Origin of the sequence: Paenibacillus sp. BGI2013 (genome assembly GCF_002843485.1) — a bacterium.
Taxonomy (GTDB): domain Bacteria; phylum Bacillota; class Bacilli; order Paenibacillales; family Paenibacillaceae; genus Paenibacillus; species Paenibacillus amylolyticus.
This window is the reverse complement of record NZ_PJFA01000025.1, coordinates 1-15,586: the sequence shown is the minus strand read 5'-3', so window position 1 is coordinate 15,586 and position 15,586 is coordinate 1. Positions and strand designations below refer to the sequence as shown.

Annotated in this window: 12 protein-coding genes, 1 rRNA gene and 1 riboswitch; of the genes, 8 read left to right on the top strand and 5 right to left on the bottom strand. The window is 47.4% G+C overall.

Annotated features, from left to right (window positions below):
• Positions 1-3 precede the first annotated feature (3 nt).
• The 4 genes from CXK86_RS30925 to CXK86_RS30910 all read right to left on the bottom strand — a co-directional run bounded on the left by CXK86_RS30925 (position 4) and on the right by CXK86_RS30910 (position 3,765).
• Positions 4-240, bottom strand: a complete 237-nt coding sequence (locus tag CXK86_RS30925) for a hypothetical protein (RefSeq protein ID WP_047841432.1) — start codon at positions 238-240, stop codon at positions 4-6.
• Positions 241-246: 6 nt separating this feature from the next.
• A complete protein-coding gene (locus CXK86_RS30920; protein ID WP_101315088.1) occupies positions 247-1,449 on the bottom strand; it encodes a Ger(x)C family spore germination protein in 1,203 nt (400 codons plus the stop codon).
• A 20-nt stretch (positions 1,450-1,469) separates the two neighbouring features.
• Positions 1,470-2,984: a spore germination protein gene (locus CXK86_RS30915; RefSeq protein WP_101315087.1), complete on the bottom strand. Its 1,515-nt coding sequence runs from the start codon at positions 2,982-2,984 to the stop codon at positions 1,470-1,472.
• Positions 2,985-3,117: 133 nt separating this feature from the next.
• The gene (locus tag CXK86_RS30910) at positions 3,118-3,765 is read right to left on the bottom strand and encodes a DedA family protein (RefSeq protein ID WP_017690726.1); all 648 of its coding nucleotides are present in this window, start codon (positions 3,763-3,765) and stop codon (positions 3,118-3,120) included.
• A 240-nt stretch (positions 3,766-4,005) separates the two neighbouring features.
• Between CXK86_RS30910 and CXK86_RS30905 the strand changes: the two genes are divergently transcribed.
• The 4 genes from CXK86_RS30905 to CXK86_RS30890 all read left to right on the top strand — a co-directional run bounded on the left by CXK86_RS30905 (position 4,006) and on the right by CXK86_RS30890 (position 10,017).
• Positions 4,006-5,307, top strand: coding sequence for a polysaccharide deacetylase family protein (locus tag CXK86_RS30905; RefSeq protein ID WP_101315086.1), 1,302 nt, complete (start codon positions 4,006-4,008; stop codon positions 5,305-5,307).
• Between the two features lie 102 nt (positions 5,308-5,409).
• Positions 5,410-6,399: an AAA family ATPase gene (locus CXK86_RS30900; RefSeq protein WP_047841437.1), complete on the top strand. Its 990-nt coding sequence runs from the start codon at positions 5,410-5,412 to the stop codon at positions 6,397-6,399.
• Positions 6,396-7,667 carry a DUF58 domain-containing protein gene (locus CXK86_RS30895; RefSeq protein ID WP_047841438.1) on the top strand — a complete coding sequence of 424 codons (1,272 nt, stop codon included), beginning with the start codon at positions 6,396-6,398 and terminating at the stop codon, positions 7,665-7,667. The genes CXK86_RS30900 and CXK86_RS30895 overlap by 4 nt, the downstream gene beginning before the upstream one ends.
• Positions 7,654-10,017 (top strand): transglutaminase-like domain-containing protein, encoded by a 2,364-nt coding sequence (locus CXK86_RS30890; protein ID WP_101315085.1) that lies wholly within the window; start codon positions 7,654-7,656, stop codon positions 10,015-10,017. The genes CXK86_RS30895 and CXK86_RS30890 overlap by 14 nt, the downstream gene beginning before the upstream one ends.
• A gap of 10 nt (positions 10,018-10,027) precedes the next feature.
• Here the strand turns inward: CXK86_RS30890 and CXK86_RS32375 are convergent, their stop codons facing one another.
• The gene (locus CXK86_RS32375; RefSeq protein WP_180361906.1) at positions 10,028-10,276 is read right to left on the bottom strand and encodes a hypothetical protein; all 249 of its coding nucleotides are present in this window, start codon (positions 10,274-10,276) and stop codon (positions 10,028-10,030) included.
• A 119-nt stretch (positions 10,277-10,395) separates the two neighbouring features.
• On the opposite strand from CXK86_RS32375, the gene guaA reads away from it, so the two are divergent.
• From guaA to CXK86_RS30865, 4 genes are all read left to right on the top strand, one after another.
• A complete protein-coding gene (gene guaA / locus CXK86_RS30880; RefSeq protein ID WP_101315083.1) occupies positions 10,396-11,934 on the top strand; it encodes a glutamine-hydrolyzing GMP synthase in 1,539 nt (512 codons plus the stop codon).
• A gap of 244 nt (positions 11,935-12,178) precedes the next feature.
• A complete protein-coding gene (locus CXK86_RS30875; RefSeq protein WP_101315082.1) occupies positions 12,179-12,430 on the top strand; it encodes a hypothetical protein in 252 nt (83 codons plus the stop codon).
• Between the two features lie 402 nt (positions 12,431-12,832).
• Positions 12,833-12,932: riboswitch (purine riboswitch) on the top strand.
• A 171-nt stretch (positions 12,933-13,103) separates the two neighbouring features.
• Positions 13,104-14,480 carry an NCS2 family permease gene (locus tag CXK86_RS30870; RefSeq protein ID WP_076320372.1) on the top strand — a complete coding sequence of 459 codons (1,377 nt, stop codon included), beginning with the start codon at positions 13,104-13,106 and terminating at the stop codon, positions 14,478-14,480.
• Between the two features lie 775 nt (positions 14,481-15,255).
• Positions 15,256-15,586: ribosomal RNA gene (locus CXK86_RS30865) — 16S ribosomal RNA — on the top strand; the annotation flags it as partial.

Below are 15,586 nucleotides of genomic sequence, written 5' to 3'. Positions count from 1 at the left end.
TTTCTAGGTTCCCGTCAGATGTGCCAAGAATTGATTAACAGGTTCATAGATCCACATGATGATATAGAGCGGACTGGGGAAATCCCACAGGTTGGCTGCAATCACACTGAACCCTGTGGCTATGACGAGCATTCCGCTGTACACAACTGTTTCCCTCCATTCCTTACGGCGGATGAGACCTGGAAGATCAACCATGCCTACGAGGCCCCCTATGACAATGACAGTAATTGTAATCAACATCCGGTCTCACTCCTTCAAATCCTCCTTGAATGAATCATCCAGTGTACCTACACGTTTGATCTGTACATTGGCTTCATACTTAACATCCAGATTCTCAAAATATTGATCCCAATCCTTCTCAATCTTTTTGAAAAATTTGGGATCGGCATGATACACTTCCTGACCGAATCCAAAAATGTCGGTATGGAATTTTCGTCTCACGGAGTTCACGGATTTTTCCATCAGTTCTATCAGTCGCTCCTCACTGTCCTTTTCCAACTCTTTGAGCGTTTTCATCGAACCAATTCTGATTCCACACTCTACTGCACCAATGGAAGAAACATTTTTGAGTTTGATGTGGATCACAGGCTGGTCGTTAATGACCTTTGCTTTTCGTTGGGTCTTGGTACGGAGAGCTTTGAACGTCACATTTCCTCCCTTTCGGCAAGGCATGTGACTGATGGTAGACACCACATTGTCGCGGATGTAGTTGTATCCTTTTGATTCATCTTCCGTTAACCAGCCGATCAGTTTGTCCTTTTTGAAGATGCTTAATCCCGTAGAATTCAGATTGGCCGGAGATTTGATTGTCGCAATATTATCTTTGCTTCCGCTTCTCGCTGAACTGCCAACAACCTCTACTCCGGTGATGACAGGTTGTATTCCGGGAGTTAGCATGTATTCCATTAACTGATCACCAGTTACCGTGGTTGTGGGAGACCAGGTTTTGGCAGATACGTCCAGAGAATTAAACATCTTCTCCGCAGGGATATTCTCAAGTGGGGTAAGCACGTTCAGTACTTTGGAAGCCGTTGTATTTCGTGCAACCAAGACGTAATAATCGGGACGGACAGTAGCTTCTCGCATTAACGCTTCCATAACATCGTAGATGCCCTCTTTGCGTGCATATTCTTCACCAAACACCAGTACACGGATATGTGCCATGAATATGCGGCGTGGGCTTGTCTCGGTTAGCTTTTGAATCGCTTCAAACAGCGTGGGCGCGGACGCTTCGTACAGCGTCACAGGAGTGCCATTGCCTCCCCCTGACTTGGAGGAAACTTCATTTGGCACAACGACCTGAGCACTCACTTTAATCAAATCGCCATCCTTGTCTACACCAAGACCCAGCATAATGCCAAGTTCATTCAGTTCCTGGCGATCCCAGCATCCGGTAAGGAGAGGGAGTAGGAATGCAATGCATACAATTAATCGGAAGCACTTGTTCATACGTTGTTCTCCTTACCGAATTAACGCTTCGTTTTTTTTGTGGCTTGTCTGGTTTTGTTCGGTGTACCCGTAGAGAGTGGTCGTGTTTTCATACGGGACCAGGGTACACGAAACAGCGTATCCTTCAGATCTTTCTGAATGAAAGGTGCAAAGGGGGACATATACGGTACACCAAAAGAACGCAAGCTGCACAGGTGTGTAACCGTAATGAGCAGAACAATTAGAATACCGTAGAATCCAAAAGCTGCCGCGAGAATCATCAATACAAATCGCAAAATTCGGACAGAGATAGAAAGTCCATTCTCTGGAATGACATAACTGGATATGGCTGTTATGGAAACGATAATAACCATTGCTGCGGAGACAACTCCTGCATCTACGGCGGCTTGGCCAATGACCAGTGTTCCGACAATGGAAACGGCCTGACCGACCGTTTTCGGAATACGTATACCTGCTTCCCGCAAAATTTCATACGTTAGCTCCATTAGTATGGCTTCGATGAAGGCGGGGAAAGGAACACCTTCACGCTGGGCTGCCAGACTGATGAGCAGGTTGGTAGGGAGCATTTCCTGATGAAAAGTGGTAATGGCAATATAAAAGGATGGGGCAAGCAGGGCGATAAAAAAGGCTAGATATCGTATCATTCGAATCAGTGTACTGATATCTGCACGCTGATAGTAGTCCTCTGGAGACTGAAAGAAATGAACAAACAAGGCAGGGACAAGCAATACAAACGGCGTACCGTCCACGATGATGGCTACTCTGCCCTCAAGCAAAGCAGCACAAACCGTATCGGGTCTTTCACTGTTATAGACAGTGGGAAAGATCGTTCCCGTCTTATCCTGTACCAGTTCCTCGATATATCCACTCTCAAGGATACTGTCGATATCGATCTCATCGAGTCTTCGACGCAGTTCTTTTACAATCTCCTGATCCACGATATGTTCCAGATAGAGCACAGCAACTCGGGTTTTGGTAATCTCACCTATTTCTCTTTCTTCGATCCAAAGATGAGGATTACGGATTCGTTTGCGGATCAATGATGTGTTGGTACGCAGGTTTTCGTTGAAGCCTTCCATAGGTCCCCGAACGACGGTTTGGGAGACAGGTTCTCCAACGGATCGATCTTCCCAGCCTGCGGCACCAATCTTCAATCCTCGTACAGATCCTTCAAGCAGTAAGATAGCTGATCCCGAAAGAAGTGCATTCATTACTTCATCCATATCATTGACCAGCAATACATCACTGGCGATCAAGATATCATTCTGGAGGTAGCTGAGATGTTCATCGTCTGCAGAGAATTCAGGGAGATCACGCTTTTGCAATAATGATTCCATGATGGAATGATTCAGAATCTGCACATCCACTAATCCATCAATGTACAACATGACTGCAGGCCATTTATGTAAACACTGGAGAGGGCGCATCATCAAGTCGTTGCTGTTCCCCATCACTTGCTTGCAGTATTCCATATTTTCGCTTAGATCCGGAGAGATTTGCCTCTGATCTTGGCGTTCCAGCGACGATTCACTCATGCCTTCACCTCCCTATACACCCTATATTTTCAAGTTAGTATGACCTGGATGAATTCGGATTATCACAAAAAAAAGGAGCTGCGATTATTCGCAACTCCTTGCCTGTTTATTATAGATGGACTTTTGTCCGAATTTACTTTTGTCTTTGTCGAACAGGGGCTGGCTTGGATACGGTGGATCTTGCTGTCCATGCTTTGCGGTAACGATAGAGCACAGCTACGATAAGCAATAGGCCGATTCCTCCCACGATATATGCTGCATATTGATGAGCCAGATGGAATACGGCGTTCCACTGGGGGCCAAATATTTTGCCAATGCCCAGAAACAATACAACCCAGAATAACGCGCCTGAATAGGCGTAGAGAGCGAATTTACGAAAGGGAACAGCGGCTATGCCCGCGAAATATCCGGTGAAATGCCTTACACCCGGAATGAAATAACCGATGAAGATTAAGGCATTACCATACTTGGCAAACCACTTTTGCGTTTTATCGAGCTTGTCCTGCTTCAGCAGAAACCATTTTCCGTATCGTGTTATAAAGGGCAGTCCTGCTTTGGCTCCAATAAAATAAGTGATGGTCATGCCAATCGTTGTCCCCAGAAAAGCCAGTATGGTGAGGATTCCAAAGTCGAGATGCCCCTTGTAGGAGAGAAACCCTGCGTAAGCCATCGTTGTTTCACCAGGAAAGGGAAGTGCGATGAATTCAAGCAACAAGCCAAAAAACAAAACGCTGTATCCGTAGGACCCAAACAGATGTTGGATCTTCTCAAGCAATTCCAATAGATTTCACTCTCCTGAATACGGGGTGGGAGCATGAATACTCTCCAAGGTGTTTTAATGTGTTCTGCCTGTTCATTATGCTACCTAATCTGAAGCGAAGAATCAATCAGGCTACATAGCAAATTGTGAAAAAATATTAAACAAAATCACGTCTTTTTTCAATGTAGCCTCCATATAATTCTAACAAATCTGCTGAAATCTATCAGCAAATTACTAGAGACGGTGGAGGTCGATTCGTAAATGGTACAGAGACCGGAATTCAGAATCAAGGAAATAGGGGGAAACTCTGCAACAACCATACATATGTTTTTAGCTGGACAGTGGTCTGTCATTCTCATGCGTATTACGATATTGTTATGTGCATTTGCTGTATATGCAGGCACGGCTTATGCATCTTCTGCTTCCGGCTCAGGTGATCCAATCCCGGAAGATAAGAATACTCAAGACAAGGTAGTTTATCTGAGTTTTGACGATGGACCGGGTAACCATACCCGTGAAGTATTGGATATTTTGCGCAAGGAGAAGGTTTTGGCTACATTTTTTGTGCTGGGTGAGCAGGCAGAACGTTATCCCGAGTTAATCCGGGGGCTTGTGGAGGATGGACATGCTTTGGGCAATCATACGTTTAATCATCAATATGAACAGCTGTACAGTGATTTCAAAGTGTTCTGGAAACAGATCAAGCAGACAGAGGAAGTGCTGGAGCGTATAACCGGTTTCCGTCCGAATCTGGTGCGAGCACCAGGCGGTACCTATGGACATTTTGACCAGAGTTATTTTGATTTGCTCCAACTGGGTGGATACACCGTCATGGACTGGAACGTCGATAGTGGAGATTCCAAGCGTAAAGGTGTTCCGGCCAAAGAGATCCTCAGCAATTCGACCAAAGTACCTGCGGGAGCACGTTCGGTCGTTGTCCTGATGCATGACGGTGGTGCACATGCTGAAACGGTAAAAGCACTTCCGGGTATTATCAAATATTATCGTGATCATGGATATCGTTTTGACACCATAAAGAGTACGGATCAACCCGTTCAATTCCGTGTACATCCAGATGGTAAGTATAAGGCCCGCAAGGCGCCAGGAAAGGCCTGGATTGGAGAGCATGTAGAAGCGAACGCGACGTTATGGCTTGCAAGCAAGAAGCTGAAGGTAGAGGTGGGCTTGGCTACAGCTACCTTGCAACCGGGCGAGTTCCGCATGGAGGGGCAGCGAATCATGGTGCCATTGCGTACTTTCATGAAAAAATTCGGGGGCAGCACTCGCTGGGACTCTGAAACAAGGACGGCCATAGCAGTATGGAAGGAAAGAACGATTCATGCAGACAGTGTGAGTGGAACACTGACTACAACCGGGGCAATTGAAACGGGAGCAGTACAGAGTCAAGGTGGAACCATCTGGGTTCCGTTACGTGAGCTACTGGAGCAGATGGGGTTGAGGGTGAATTCCTTAACCAGTAATGAAGCAGAGTGGACGGTAAAGGCGGGCACTTCCAGATCCATTTCGGCAATGAACAACATATTTAAGTATAAAATGATCTGAAGAAAGTAATTCTTGCAGGACTATTCTCTCTACTTCCGGGCAACACTGAATCATAGATTACTATGGTTCAGGAATGCTGATGAACGGAAGGAGATCAGAGAAATGTCTTATATCCGAATGGAACATGAACATGCTGTTGAATTGTTAAACCGGGTCATGAAGCGTGTTGAGAGTGTGATTATTGGCAAAAAAACAGAGATTCGTTATGTCCTTACCGCAATGCTCAGTGGAGGTCATGTACTTCTGGAAGATGTGCCGGGTACCGGGAAAACGATGCTGGTTCGTGCCGTTGCTTCTGCACTGGACTGCTCCATGGGCCGGATTCAATTCACGTCCGATGTCATGCCGGCAGATGTTACGGGCACTTCAATCTATCATCCACATACAGCTGAATTCAAGTTTCGGCCCGGACCCGTCATGTCCAACGTTGTCCTGGCTGATGAAATAAATCGCGCTTCACCACGCACTCAGTCTGCCCTGCTGGAGGCAATGGAGGAACGACGTATTACGGTTGATGGCACAACCTATGCCTTGCCACGCCCGTTCTTTCTGCTGGCGACACAGAACCCGTTACAGTTCGAAGGTACGTACCGTCTGCCTGAAGCGCAGCTGGATCGATTTATCATGAGAATTGGACTGGGGTATCCCGATCCGGCACAGGAATTGGAATTGTTAACCCGCATGCAAGGTAGAGAAGCGCTTGATGAACTTCGCCCTGTTCTCCTTGCTGAAGAGGTCGTAGCCATGCAGCGTGAAGTCAAACAGGTACATGTTGATCCGGTCGTTAAACAGTATCTGGTGGCTGTTGCTGTAGCCTCTCGCAGCCTTCCGGCGGTCAGACTGGGCATCAGTCCGCGTGGAACACTGGCCTGGATGGCTGCGGCGCAGTCATTTGCCTATCTTCAAGGGCGCAGTTATGTCATTCCGGATGATGTGAAAGAGGTAGCTGTGCCTGTCCTTTCCCACCGTATTCAATTGAAGGCCCAGAACAGAGCGGAGGTTTGGGGGCAAGTACAGGTCATTGAAGAAGCATTGTCAACGGTCCCGGTACCTGTACAGATGGCATCACAGGGAAGGGGACGGAGGCAATGACTGCGCTGGGACAACGGATTGTGAGTGCTGTCTTGGTGGTGGCTTTTGCTTCCTTGTATCAGTGGCATGGGGGCAAAGCGGCGTTGTTTCTATCCGTTATAGCTTTCTTGATGTTCACAGGAGGTCTGCTTCTCCATTGGTTCGGACCACGGCATATTCACATCCGTCGGAAAATACACACGAACCGGATTGAGGCAGGCGAGCAGGTACGGGTTCTAGTCGAACTGGAATTCAATTGCCGTATTCCATTGTTATGGATCGTTCTGTGTGAGAACACACCTGCAGGTGTTCATCGCAAATTGATTTTCCCGGGAACACGGCGACAATTTTCCTATCAATATGAATGTTCCGGGTTACGCAGAGGAGTCTACAGATGGGATACGGGCAGATTGTACTGGGGTGATATGTTTGGCTGGAATACTCTCTCCGCAGAGACCTCGGGAGGTACCCCTTTGATTGTTGTTCCTCAAGCAACAGCTTGGGGGAAGGGTGATTCGGTAGAATTCGCAGCGATGATCGAAGGGACTCTGTCGGAGCGACGAAATAGCCAGGGAAACCGTAGTCCTGAGTTCCGTGAATATCAGCAGGGTGACCCACTGGGACGAGTTCATTGGAAAAGTACAGCCAAAACGGGAAAACTTCAGACCTTTCTGCCTGATACCACGGATCTGGCTTCGCTCGGCATCCTTGTGTATGAAGGCGCGTCGGGTTATGACGTAAAACAACGGGAGAACATGGATGCACCTGCCTTTGAACGAGTGGTTCGTGCAGCTGCCCGCTGGATTCATACCGCTGAACGGGATGACATTCCTTATCATCTGTGGATGGAAGGCGGCGATAAGAACTATGATGCACAAGATCAATGGCAACATGGGCCGTTCCATGCAGATGATGAGAATCATGGACTGGACAAGTTAGCGGGGGCACAAATATCCAAAGCACAATCAGGCTCTGTTTCGCTTCGAACGGAGATGCTGGATGGACTGGCGAGCGGGTCGCGAATTGTGGTTCTCACAGGCAAGATGGATCAGGTTCTGGCCGAATGGATCATAACTGCAATCGGGTCGGGTTATCGTGTAGAGGTGCAATTGACTGAAGCAAACCAGAACCAAAACCAATTAGGATCAACGGATAGATTGATGAATGGATTGGGATATGACAGCTTAAGCTTGGAGCGGCTTCGTCACAGCGGGGTGCCGATCCATGCGGTTACAGACGTTGCGTTATCTTCATTGGGAAAGGTGGAGGTAACGGATGTGGGAGCGTAATGGTAACCAGCAACCCGATTCCACTATGGCCGACTTAGAGTCAACGGCCCGTACGAGAATGGAATTGGCCTATTCTGTACATCAAACTGTGAACCAGAATTCTGTGACGGACATAAAGGATGAGGGAGATGTTAGCGTACCTGTCCTGTACAAAATTGTTATTTCGGTCATTTTACTTATACTGTCTCTGGAGTGGATATATCCTGTTACATCATCAGATCAGCAGGGCAGTGAACGGTTCTTGTCCGTAATGGCGGGATTAACGGGAGCGTTATTGCTCGCGGGGTTAATTCGTACAGGATGGATCACCGGAGTACTGATCCGATTATTCATAGCACTTGCTGCTTTATGTCTGATGTACGGAGGAAGTGATCCTGTTCGTTGGGCGGCCGCTTATCCGGGAATATTTTCAGCGGATATGGACACGTTTATAAATAACTGGCGATTTCACTCGATTAGTACAGAAACGAGAGGGTTGTTCATGATGTGCGGCTGGAGCATGCTCATGGCTTCTGTGCAATCCCTCGTATTGTTACGTCGAAGCGTTATGCTGTTTGGCAGTGCAACGCTGCTTTATTTGCTTTTGCTTGAATCCTTTGCGGGGCTGGATGTGTATGCTTCTTTAATACGGTCTGTCCTATGGATTTTTCTTATTCAGGCTCTGCTCCAGCTATTACGTCTCAATGGAGGAGTCACGACTCCGAGTTATCGCGGCAGCCCCTACGGCCGTTGGAGTGCAGTAACTATCGCTGTTTCCGCAGGTATGGTGTTTCTCTCGGCGTTACCTGGCCAGTTTGCTTCCATTCCTCAACCGGAACGCATATCTTTGGAGCAGATGGGTGAACGCCTAGCTCGCTGGGCAGGTTATACACAGCACAGTAGTATCCCTGCTGCAACGGCAGTCACGGGATATAGCACAGCGGACGCGCCTATGGGAGCACCGTTGGTGCAGGGGAATTCCCTCTTTTTTATAGCGAAGAGTCCAAAAGTGACGTATTGGCGAGGGGAGACCCGTTCATATTATAACGGTAGTACTTGGAGTGACCCGGGTCAAAGCTTCGAAACGGCAAGTCCATCCGGAATGCTGCGTGCTGATGGTTGGGAGAATTCAACCTATTGGAGTCGCATTCGCCAAACTGTCATGATGCAGCGAGAGTGGAAAGGACCAAATCCTCTCTTTACCGGGGGCATACCGGTTAACGTATCGTTCCAGGATAAGAACAAGGATAATCAGGAAAACATGTTTTCTTTGCTGTCTAATCGCGATTCGGCAACATTGTGGCTCGCGAGCTCCGGAAACGATAAGATAGTTAAACATTATTCGGCAGACGTCATGGTCCCTGTCGCAACACCTGAACAGTTACGTCTACTTGAGGAAACGAATAAAGGGAAAGATCCGGCAGCCATCCGGAGGGATTATCTGCAATTGCCTACATCACTACCTGGTCGAGTGCAGACGCTTGCCAAGGAAATCATTCAAGGCAGTGAGACCCGGTATGACGCTGTGCAGGCCGTCAAGACTTATCTGGCTGCTCATGCCGAGTATACGTTGGATACCCGTATGCCACCGCGAGGAACAGATTTTGTGGATGATTTTCTATTCGTCACCCGGCAGGGGTATTGCAATCATTTCTCCACAGCCATGATTGTGTTGCTGCGTGCAGAGGGCATCCCAGCACGCTGGGTTAAAGGTTTTGGCCCCGGAGTTGCTGACCCGGATGTGCTCAGTCAGTATGTGATTTCACAGGGAGATGCACATTCCTGGGTAGAGGTATATTTTCCGGGTGCAGGCTGGATGCCGTTTGAGGCCACGCCAGGCTTCGCCATGGCGCAAGGCGCGGGCGAAAGTGTCGCAGCACTCGCCGGGCCGCAGCCTGTTGCGGAGAATCCGCCGTATATGAGCGGCGGATTGGGTTACGCGGGCGCGTGGCTGCTCGCCCGCGCACGGGCCATTGCCGCGGAGCCATGGCTCGCGGCAGCCCTTGTGGCAGCGGCCCTGATGGGCGCCGCTGCTCTGGTCCGCATGCGGCGGCTACGCCCCGCGCTGCGGTTAGGGCTGCTGCTGGCGTGGCCACGCAGCAGCTTTCCAGACCGCGAGCGGCTGCTGGGTGCCGCCGCTCCGGTCTGGGCCGCGCTCGCGCGCCGGTACGGCCCGCGGCCGCCGGGTATGACGCTGCGTGAATATGCAGCGTCACCGGCTCTGGCCGCAGGCGCGGACGGCGCGGACATCGCGCGGTTTGCAGCCGACTGGGAACGGCTGCTGTACGGGCCAGACCGTCCGCTGCGCGCGGACAGTCTGGACTTCCTGCGCCGGGCACTTCGTCTGGCCCGGCGGTTGCAAGCGTTGTAACACAAGGATGTTACAACGTTACACCAAAGATGCGAATCAGCTGCCATACAATCGCTATCGCTTTCCAATAGAGCTTGGCCACTTGTGGGCAGATGAAGATCACCATTGGCTGGCGCACTGTTTTTAAACGCAGCATTTGGTTTACGTTGCATGCCATACATAAGACGCCTTTCGCGCTGCGCTGCGAACGAGGCGTCTTTCCACGATCATACACTTGAACCAGCATCTTGCTGCCAAGCTTTTCTGTTCGAAATTTCATATTTATAGGCATTTGGTAATCCTGTTTTGAGATGTCGAAAAAAGGAGTTTCGCCTTTCCTTGACGGTATGTTTTGTCGTTGCGTATAATTAGTTTCATTGAATTGAGGGAGGCACGGTTATGAATAAACAGAATGAAATTGTAGTTGTCCTTGACTTCGGGGGTCAATACAATCAGTTAATCGCCAGAAGAATCCGGGATCTTGGCGTATACAGCGAGCTTTTGCCGTATAACACACCGGCGGAAAAGATCGCAGAAATGGCACCAAAAGGAATCGTATTTTCAGGTGGGCCGTCCAGCGTATACGCTGAGAATGCTCCACACGTGGACCCAGGTGTCTATGACCTAGGCTTGCCAATCTTCGGTATCTGCTACGGAATGCAGCTTATGGCCCAACAGCTCGAAGGTAAAGTAGAACGTTCCGAGAAGCGAGAGTACGGTAAAGCAGACCTTGAGTTTGCCGCTGGATCTACATTGGCAAAAGGCATTGAAGGCGAACATACGGTATGGATGAGTCACGGTGACCACGTGGTTACACTTCCTCCAGGTTTCAAACTGGATGCAGGTACGGAAAGTGCGCCAATCGCTGCCATGAGTGACGATGAGCGTAATTTGTATGCTGTTCAGTTCCATCCGGAGGTACGTCACTCTGTTCGCGGTAACGACATGATTCGTAACTTCCTGTTCGAAATCTGTGGTTGCGAAGGCAACTGGACGATGGAGACATTCATCGATGACACCATCAGAGACATTCGTGAAAAAGTGGGCGACAGTAAAGTACTGTGTGCACTGAGCGGCGGTGTAGATTCTTCCGTTGTAGCTGCATTGCTTCACAAAGCCATTGGTGATCAACTGACATGTATGTTTATCGACCACGGTCTGTTGCGTAAAGGTGAAGCAGAAAGTGTAATGGAGACGTTTGTCGGCAAATTCGACATGAAAGTTGTCAAAATTGATGCACAAGAGCGCTTCATGTCCAAACTGGCTGGCGTGGATGATCCAGAACAAAAACGTAAAATCATCGGTAACGAGTTTATTTACGTATTTGACGAAGAGTCCAAGCAGTTCGATGACTTTGCATTCCTGGCACAAGGTACACTGTACACGGACATCGTAGAAAGTGGTACAGCGACTGCACAGACGATCAAATCCCACCACAACGTGGGCGGTCTGCCTGAGGACATGAACTTCAAACTGATCGAGCCACTGAGCACGTTGTTCAAGGATGAAGTACGTAAAGTCGGTACCGAGTGTGGCTTGCCGGACGAAATTGTACACCGTCAGCCGTTCCCTGGTCCGGGTCTTGCGATCCGTGTTCTTGGTGAGGTTACCGAAGAGAAACTTACCATCGTTCGTGATTCAGACTACATCCTGCGTGAAGAGATTGCCAAAGCCGGTCTCGACCGCGAAATCTGGCAGTACTTCACAGCCCTGCCTAACATGAAGAGTGTCGGCGTTATGGGTGATGCACGTACGTATTCCTACACTGTAGGTATTCGTGCTGTAACATCCATCGACGGTATGACAGCTGACTGGGCACGTATCCCTTGGGATGTGCTGGAGAAAATCTCCGTACGGATCGTTAACGAAGTTGATAACGTAAACCGTATTGTGTATGACGTAACATCCAAACCACCTGCAACAATCGAGTGGGAATAGGATATAGACTCTTAACGATAGGTTTAAAAAATGCTCTTTTATCTGCGGTATTTCGCAAATAAAAGGGCGTTTTTTTATTAAGAAGAATATTGTGATCAAATTTTTGTAGGGCTACTTTTTTTACAAGTAATAAACTTTCAAAATTAATCCCATTTTAAAGTTGACTTCATGATCCTTTCAGGTCAAGCCTGTACAATAAGTACATACTAAGAGCTATATGGCTACTGAAAGGAGAATTGAATGTATGCGTAAAACCGACTATATGAGCAAATGGAAGATGGGCATTGGAAGTGCGTTTCTGATGGTGATGCTGGCAGGATGCGGTTCAGGAATGCAAGATCTGGCTTCCGGTTCGGGGGACTTTCCATTTGTGAACTTAGAGGCAGCGGATGCTTCTTCCGATCAGACCAGTAACCAGGAGTTATCCTCTGACTCAACAACAAACACAAATCAGGAACAACAAGAGATACAGGATGCTCCGCAGACAGAGATATAATTAACATAGGACTGATCCGGTAAAAAGTAGTTCCGGCGTATGTCGCAAGTTGCTCCATATACCTAATGAGTATAAGTCTTCGGAATACGAGATATCGTTATTCCTTGATCATCATTCACCTGATTGCTAAAACGCATCAGAAATATAAGCTAGCCTGATTAGAGCGCTTCTCGCCCACTGATCAGGCTAGCTTTTTATGTTATCCTGCGGAACTTTCAGTCTGAAAGAATGGACATATCCCATTGAGATTACACCGAAAAAAGCGTATTCAATTGGGTTGTAAACCGCTGAACTGGTTCAATCTGTTAAATAATACGAACGATATTATAAAAGGGGGATATTAATATTCGTTTTTCTCATTGACAAAAACATACTGCCCTCCTAAAATAGTGATGGGAAACAAACAAATAGCGCATACTTATTCGTATAATCCTGGGGATTGGCCCGGGAGTCTCTACGAGATCACCCTAATGATCTGGCTACGAAGAGGAGAAGGCTAAGCACATGAATTCTACATGATTGCGGGGACATCACGCACATTAGAATTTTTTTTGTTCTTAGTAAAGGCATCGTGCCACTCCTTGTCAGCTGAACCCTGGGTGAAGAATCTTCATCAGGGTCATTTGTCGTTTTTCAATATGGCTTCAACATCTCTAAGGGGGAGTTAGTAATTATGGATCGTTTCTTTAAATTAAAAGAAAACGGAACAAACGTTAGAACGGAGATTGTTGCAGGTCTCACTACGTTTATGACAATGGCTTACATTCTTTTTGTAAATACGTTGTTCTTGGGTCAAGCCGGTGCGGGGATGTCGGATAATGCAGTATTCTTTGCAACAGCCGTCGGCGCCGGATTAATGACTATTATTATGGGATTGTTCGTGAATATTCCGATCGCACTTGCACCAGGTATGGGGCTGAATGCGTACTTCATGACTGTCGTTCTAAGTTCGAATGGAGCGATTACTTGGCAAGCAGCTCTCGGAGCGGTATTCCTTTCCGGTATCGTGTTCATTATTTTGACCGTGACGAAGATTCGTCAAATGTTGCTGGTTGCGGTTCCGCAGTCAATCAAAATGGCCATTACGGTGGGTATCGGTCTCTTTATTACCATTATTGGTTTCAAACTTGCTAATCTCGTTGCTGTAACAGTCAATGTTGCACCAGACGCAGATCTGAGTCAGCCGATTCCAGGTAGTAGTTTTAATCTGTCATTGGGTAACTTTATAACACATCACGATGCGTTGCTGGCCCTGATTGGTTTGCTCCTTATTGCTATTCTGATGGTTATGCGCGTCAAAGGCGCTCTGCTGATCGGGATCGTAGCAACAACGCTGATTGGTATTCCGATGGGCGTTACAAATCTGAGTGGTCTTTCAGGCGCAAGCTGGTTGCCTAATTTCAGTGATCTGGCGGTTGGACAGCTGGATTTGAAAGGTGCCATCAGTCTCGGATTGTTCGAGATCATCTTCATCTTTACCTTCGTTGAATTGTTCGACACGTTTGGTACGATGGTAGGTACTGCAACACGTATGGGGATTATGAAGGATAAGAAAAAAGGCGAGAAAACGATCGGTAAAGCTATGCTCGTCGATGCAGTTGGTGTCAGCGCAGGTGCTGCACTAGGTACAAGTACCATTACGGCATACGTTGAAAGTGCTTCAGGTGTTGAGGCAGGTGGACGTACAGGACTGACTTCGGTAACAACAGGTTTGTTGTTCATTTTGGCCCTGTTTATCGCACCGCTTGCGCTGGTTGTTCCATCCGCTGCGACGGCTCCGGCATTGATCATCGTGGGTGTACTTATGATGAGTCAAGTGCGCAGCATTGAGTGGGATGATTTCCTGCAAGCTTTCCCTGCATTCCTTACCATTGTATTGATGCCTTTCACAGGTGGAATCGCAAACGGGATCTCCGCAGGTATCGTATCTTATGTGATTCTGGCGGTGTTCAGTAACTTGGTTACAGAGCGTAAAGTGAAAATTCACTGGCTTATGTGGATTTTGGCGCTCATTGTAGTTTGCCGATACGTATTTATTGGCGGGGAGTAAGCGTACATTAGGTTTAATGAAGAATACGGAGATAAGTTTGTTACCTTATATATGAAAGAAGCGGAAGCCAGGGGATTTAAACCCGGAGCTTTCGCTTTTTTTTGTATTCTTTTCTTGGGAAAAATGAATTTCAAAAATGTTTTCCTTCTATATAGAAGGAATGAGTATAATGATTTATGATTTGTTGGTTGTTTATCCAATGAAATTATCGGTTAATAAGTTCTATAACGTGATGAGTATGTACTGTATACAACATGAGTTTCTCTATAAGTTGGATTAAGGATCATATAAAAAAACTTATTGCGTTTGTAAGTTAATTACTCTGATCATCAAAGTTAGTGCGCAGATGTATCATTTAGCTGGTTATAAGGAGATACTTGTTAAAAGGTCTATAGGGTACTCATTTTATAAGAATTTAATGTTTATCTAAAAAAGACTTGCGTTTCATAACTGTACATGGTATATTCTATTTCCGGCCAAAAAAACACGAGATACACGGTGCGGCAAGCGATTGAAATAAGCTTCGAAAGAAACTTGAAAAAAAGAGCTTGCAAAGTTGGTTCGGACATGGTATTATATAAGAGTTGCTGAAGAGAATAACATTCGGTAACGGAATAAGTTTGATCTTTGAAAACTGAACAACGAGTGAGTAAACATTCTGCTTGCAGAATGAACGCGAAAGTTTGAAACGAGCCTTGGCTTGGATCGACTGGAGCACAAATGAGATTTTTAATCTCGTCAGATTCAAAATGAGCTTATCGCTCTTTTCAATACTTTATTGGAGAGTTTGATCCTGGCTCAGGACGAACGCTGGCGGCATGCCTAATACATGCAAGTCGAGCGGACTTGAAGAGAAGCTTGCTTCTCGGATGGTTAGCGGCGGACGGGTGAGTAACACGTAGGCAACCTGCCCTCAAGTTTGGGACAACTACCGGAAACGGTAGCTAATACCGAATAATTGTTTTCTTCGCCTGAAGGGAACTGGAAAGACGGAGCAATCTGTCACTTGGGGATGGGCCTGCGGCGCATTAGCTAGTTGGTGAGGTAACGGCTCACCAAGGCGACGATGCGTAGCCGACCTGAGAGGGTGATCGGCCACACTGGGA

Bases quoted from the DNA above. Each gene is read 5' to 3' on its own strand.
- CXK86_RS32375 (WP_180361906.1), bottom strand. From the start codon at position 10,276: ATGAAATTTCGAACAGAAAAGCTTGGCAGCAAGATGCTGGTTCAAGTG.
- CXK86_RS30900 (WP_047841437.1), top strand. From the start codon at position 5,410: ATGTCTTATATCCGAATGGAACATGAACATGCTGTTGAATTGTTAAAC.
- CXK86_RS30875 (WP_101315082.1), top strand. From the start codon at position 12,179: ATGCGTAAAACCGACTATATGAGCAAATGGAAGATGGGCATTGGAAGT.
- CXK86_RS30925 (WP_047841432.1), bottom strand. From the start codon at position 240: ATGTTGATTACAATTACTGTCATTGTCATAGGGGGCCTCGTAGGCATG.
- guaA (WP_101315083.1), top strand. From the start codon at position 10,396: ATGAATAAACAGAATGAAATTGTAGTTGTCCTTGACTTCGGGGGTCAA.
- CXK86_RS30895 (WP_047841438.1), top strand. From the start codon at position 6,396: ATGACTGCGCTGGGACAACGGATTGTGAGTGCTGTCTTGGTGGTGGCT.
- CXK86_RS30915 (WP_101315087.1), bottom strand. From the start codon at position 2,984: ATGAGTGAATCGTCGCTGGAACGCCAAGATCAGAGGCAAATCTCTCCG.
- CXK86_RS30920 (WP_101315088.1), bottom strand. From the start codon at position 1,449: ATGAACAAGTGCTTCCGATTAATTGTATGCATTGCATTCCTACTCCCT.
- CXK86_RS30905 (WP_101315086.1), top strand. From the start codon at position 4,006: ATGGTACAGAGACCGGAATTCAGAATCAAGGAAATAGGGGGAAACTCT.
- CXK86_RS30890 (WP_101315085.1), top strand. From the start codon at position 7,654: ATGTGGGAGCGTAATGGTAACCAGCAACCCGATTCCACTATGGCCGAC.
- CXK86_RS30870 (WP_076320372.1), top strand. From the start codon at position 13,104: ATGGATCGTTTCTTTAAATTAAAAGAAAACGGAACAAACGTTAGAACG.